Origin of the sequence: Pseudomonas sp. GM102, from assembly GCF_000282555.1 — a bacterium.
Taxonomy (GTDB): Bacteria; Pseudomonadota; Gammaproteobacteria; order Pseudomonadales; family Pseudomonadaceae; genus Aquipseudomonas.
On the sequence record NZ_AKJB01000093.1, the window covers coordinates 1 to 4,255 of the forward strand.

The window sequence follows — 4,255 nt, forward strand, 5'->3', positions numbered from 1 at the left end:
GTGAGGGTCCAGCTTTGCGGGCCGGTGCCGGTCGGGTTGCTGCTGGCCTCCTGGCTCAGGCGGAACAGGCCGTTCTGGCTGGCGGGCAGGCTGAAGCCGGGCAGCGTGATCGGGTTGACTTGTTGCTGGGCCAGATCGGGGGCGAGTTGCGCGTTGATGGAGATCGGCGTCGAGTAGCCACTGCCCGCGCCGGTGTCAGCCTTGGTGCGACCCGCCGCCACATAGGCGTAGTACGGGCGAATCACGCTGTTGTTGATGTTCTGGGTGGCATCGAGGGTGACGTTTCCACCCGCCTGGATGATGGCATCCAGGGATTCGCCGCTGATGACGCGGCTGCTGGTCGGCAGTGTTTCGCCCATCCAGGCCAGAAAGTTGCTCATGTCCTGTTCGACGGTGGCCGAAGGGGTCGGGTTGTTTCGTTGGGTGAAGAGGTCGGCCATTCTAATGGCCGAGGCGGTTTCGTTGACCCAGCTTACGAATCGTCGAGTGGTTTCGATGTCCTGCTCTTGCACACCCTTGTTGTTGATCGTCGACGCATGGACAGCTAAATCGCCAGCAGCAGTCATGCTACTGCTGGTGTTGTTCACTTCTCCCGCATTAATCAACAGGTCCGCGCCGCTGTTGATCGAGGCGGCTTCAGAATGTAGCGTGACCTTCAAGCGATCGGTTTCTGCAATTTCCCAAAGGCCGTTTCTGCGATTACCACCACGACTGTCACATCCACCCGCGATCAGTGTGCAGGGCAACTCAGTGATGGTCGCGACACTTTTCTCATGCTCGGTGTACTGCAACACATCCATGACGTTGTTAACCGTCGTGGCGGCGATCGTCAGATCGCCCGTGCTATCAATCCCGCCAGACCTGTTGTCCAGCAGATCAGCCTTGGTGCCGTTTTTGTCCCTGGCAATGAGCGTGCTGCCCAGGCTGTAGACCTGCCCGTAGTAGTTGGTGAAGCTGGGGCTCAGGAGCTGCATGTCTGCGCCACTGAAGATCAAGCCGCGGTCGTTGCGTAACTCGCCGGTGGTCAACGTCAGGTTCTTGCCGGCGCCCACTGTGCCAGTGTTGTTTACGCCACCGGCCGTCAGGGTCAGGTCGGCAGCCGACGTCAGGCGACCCGCATTGTTGAGCTGCCCACCCACGGAAATGGTTGTATTGCCGCCACCGGCGATGCTCGATGCAGCATTGAGGTTCAGTTGTGCAGCGCTGAGGTCAAATGTTCCCAGGCTGCTGACCCGGCCATTGCCGGAGTACGTGCCACCCAGACTCAGGCTCAGGCTGCCGTCACTGGCAATCAGGCCATCGTTACTCCAATTGCCGCCGTTACCGGTCAGTGTGCTGACGGCTAGCAGTTGACCGCTGGCCGTCTGGTTGAGGCTGTTGATGTTGACGGTCAGGCGATCGGCCTGGATCACGCTGCTGTTGGTCCAGCCGTCGCCGGTGAGGGTCAGGCCACCACGGGTGACGAAGTTGCCGCCAGCGCTGCCCAGTTGCCCGGTGGCGATGTCGAAGAGGCCGGTGCCGACGTGCAGCACGTTGCCACCGACGTTCAGCAAGCCACTGGCAGTGAGGGTCAGGTTGGTGTTGGCGGATTCCACGGTGCCATTGCGGTTGTCGAACAGGCCGCCGATGGCGAACGTGGTTTTACCATTGGCGCCTAGCGCGCGAAGTTGACCGGTTTGGTTATCGAGGCTGGCGGCAGTAATGGTCAGGGTACTTTCGCTTTCGATGATGCCCAGACGGTTGTTCAATGCGCCGCGCAGGCTCAGATCGATCTGCTGTCCGCCGATCTGCCCGTCGTTGTCGCCGCTGTTGTCGAAGTCTTTAGCCGTGACGCTGACCAACCCCTTGGCATAGAGCCCGCCATTGCGGTTGTCGAAGTTGCCGTTGGTGCCGGTGTCGACGATGGCATCACCGGTTTGCGCGGTGATCCGCCCGCCGTAGTTGTCGATGCCGGCCAATGCCTCCAGGTCCAGGCTCTGGGCTTGAATGATCCCGCCCTGGCGGTTGTTGTTCAGATCATAGCCGTTACGCAGTACACCCGTGATGTGGCTGCTGAAGGCGCCTTGCAGGCTGGAGAGCACCCCGCCGCGGCTGTCGAGGCTGGCGGCGGTGATGTCGAGGTTGCCGGCCTTGGCGACGATGCGCCCGCTCTGGTTATCGATGGCGCCGCCGGTTTTTACCGTCAGGTCGCCCTGGCTTTGCAGGCTGCCCTTGGCGTTGTCGAGGCTGGCGGCGTTGAGTGTCAGGCCAGCGTTGCTGCTGAAGATCAGACCGTTCGCGCTGTTCTGCACCGCGCCAGTGGCCGTGAGCGTCAACAGATCGTTGGCCGCGACAGTGCCGCCATTGCGGTTATCGAGACCACCGGTCAACAGGCTCAGCAAACCCTGGCTGGCCAGTTGGCCGCCCTGGTTGTTGATCTGCACCGCGCGCTGAATGACCAACGGGCCGTTGCTCGCCAGTTTGCCATTGGTGTTGGTCAGGGTGCCGAGCAAATCAAGGGTGACCGCGCCATTGCCGGCCAGGGTACCGGCACTGTTGTTCAGATCGGTGCCGGTGAAATAGATATCATGTTGGGCGTTGATGGTTGCGTTGGTGTTGTCGAGCGCTTTGGCCTGGATATCCAGAGCAGCACCACTGTCGATCAAACCTCCCTGGGCGTTGTTGAGTGTTCCGGTAATGACGAAGGTTTGCGCACCGATGCTGGAAAGAATGCCGTTATCGCTGTTGTCGAGGCTGGCGGCCGTGACCTTCAACGTGCTGTTGCTGACCAGTGCTCCGGCATTGCTGTTGCGCACGGCGCCGGTGAGGTCGACCAGCACCTCACCGTCGCGGCTCGACAAGGTGCCGTGATTGCGGTTGTCGAGGCTGCCGCCCAGAAGGCTCAGGCTTTGCCAACCGGAGATCAGACCATTGAGGTTGGTGGTGGCGTCGGCTGTAAGGTCCAGTTGCTGACGACTGATGAGTTTGCCATCGCTGTTGTCCAGGTTGCGCCCGGTCAGCGTGTAGCTTTGGCTGCTGGAGAGTTCACCCCCCCGGTTGTTCAAGTCCCGCAGGTTGCGGATGCTCAGTTGGCCAGTGGTGGTGATCAGGCCGTTGGCGTTGTTCAGGTCGCCGGTGGCGCCGCTGAAGTCGATGGCAATGGCGCTGCCGAGCAACGAGCCGCCGTTCTGGTTGTTCAAACTCGCCGCGTTGATGCGCAGGTTGAGGGTGGCGTTGATCAGTCCTTGGTCCTGATTGTCGAGCTGGCCGTTAACCCGAAGCTCGAGGTCGGCCCGACTGGTGAGGGTGCCGCCGTTGTTATTCAGGCTGCCGGCCTGCGCATCGACGCTTGCTGCGGCGATCAAGCCTTTGACGTTGGTCAGTGCCTGCTGCACGCGCAGGGTCACTGCCTGATTGCCGAGCAGTTTGCCGTTGCTGTTGTCGACGCTGTCGGCCGTCAGCGTGAAAGCCTGGACGCTGGAAATTTCACCGCCCTGGTTGTTCACCGCCCCGGTGGCGGTGATGCTCAAGCCCTGACCGGCGTTCACCAGTCCCGCCACGTTATCCAGAGTGGCCATGCGCAGAGTCGCGGTGGCCAGACTTGAGACCTCGCCATTGCGGTTGTTCAGATGACCGAGGGTGGCGTTGAGATTACCGGTACTGGTGATCACCCCCTTAGTGTTGAGAACCTGATTGGCCGTGAGATTGAGGTTGCCGCTGCTCGACACTCGCCCGTTGCTCTGGTTGTCCAGCGTCCCGGCGGTGATGTTCGCTGTTTGCGCGGCGCTCAGCGTGCCGGCCTGATTGTTCAGGGTCTGGCTGGTGTTGACCGTCAGGTTGCGGCTGGCCACCACGCTTTTGCCGGCGTTGTTGAGGTTCTGCGCGCTCAGGCTGACATCGCCCGTGGCGTTGCGGCTGGTGTCGGCGTTGACCCCGGCCTCGATGATGCCGTTGTTGGTCAATACACCGCCGGCACTCAACGTGATGCTGTCTCGTGCGGCGAGGGTTTGCTGGTTGGTCAGGTTGCCTTGGGTTTGCACGTTGACGGCGGTGCCGGCGTAGACCGGTCCCTGGGCATCGAGACTGGCGGCTTTGACGTTGACGGCACCCGTGGCAGAAGTCTGCGCGAGGCTGAGATGCCCATTGGCATCGAGCTGGATATCACCGCCACTGGCCACTAGGTTGCCATCGAGTTTCACCCCGACCCCGGCCTCGGTGCCCACCAGTTTGATCGCTCCAGCGTACATGCCGCCGAGGGCCGAGGAGTCGATGGCCA

The 4,255-nt window shown here is 61.6% G+C and carries 1 protein-coding gene; it reads right to left on the reverse strand.

Annotated elements, in window-relative coordinates; all coding sequences use genetic code 11:
* Window positions 1–4,255, reverse strand: a 4,255-nt coding sequence (locus tag PMI18_RS07045; protein ID WP_007904620.1) for a beta strand repeat-containing protein, incomplete at both ends; no start/stop codon positions are given.